This window comes from Falsihalocynthiibacter sp. BN13B15, assembly GCF_041205415.1.
GTDB lineage: Bacteria > Pseudomonadota > Alphaproteobacteria > Rhodobacterales > Rhodobacteraceae > Falsihalocynthiibacter > Falsihalocynthiibacter arcticus.
The window spans coordinates 1-348 of sequence record NZ_JBGFCE010000106.1; the positions used below are offsets into that span (position 1 = coordinate 1).

Here is a 348-nt window from a genome sequence, read left to right on the forward strand (position 1 = left end):
CATCTTGGTCGATACATGGTGGCAAACAGCTTTCGTGTTCATCATACTATCTGCGGGCCTCAAGAGTCTCCCGCAGGAGCCTTATGAAGCTGCCGAGTTAGAAGGTGCATCTGGCTGGCAGACTTTCCGGCACATCACGCTACCTTTGCTCAAGCCGGTGTTGATTACAGTGATCATTTTTCGCACGATTGATACATTGAAAGTATTCGATATCGTCTTTGGGACGACCGGCGGCGGTCCACTTCAAGCAACCGAAGTCGCTCAAACGCTTGGGTATCGAACCGCCTTCAAATTCCTAAAATTTGGGGAATCGGCCGCCATAATGCTTGTTTTTTCAGCAATCATTCT

Annotated in this window: 1 protein-coding gene; it reads left to right on the forward strand. The window is 48.9% G+C overall.

The genetic code is table 11. From position 1 onward, the window contains the following. On the forward strand, nt 1–348 hold a 348-nt coding region (locus AB9F26_RS22385; protein WP_369769142.1), incomplete at both ends, for a carbohydrate ABC transporter permease.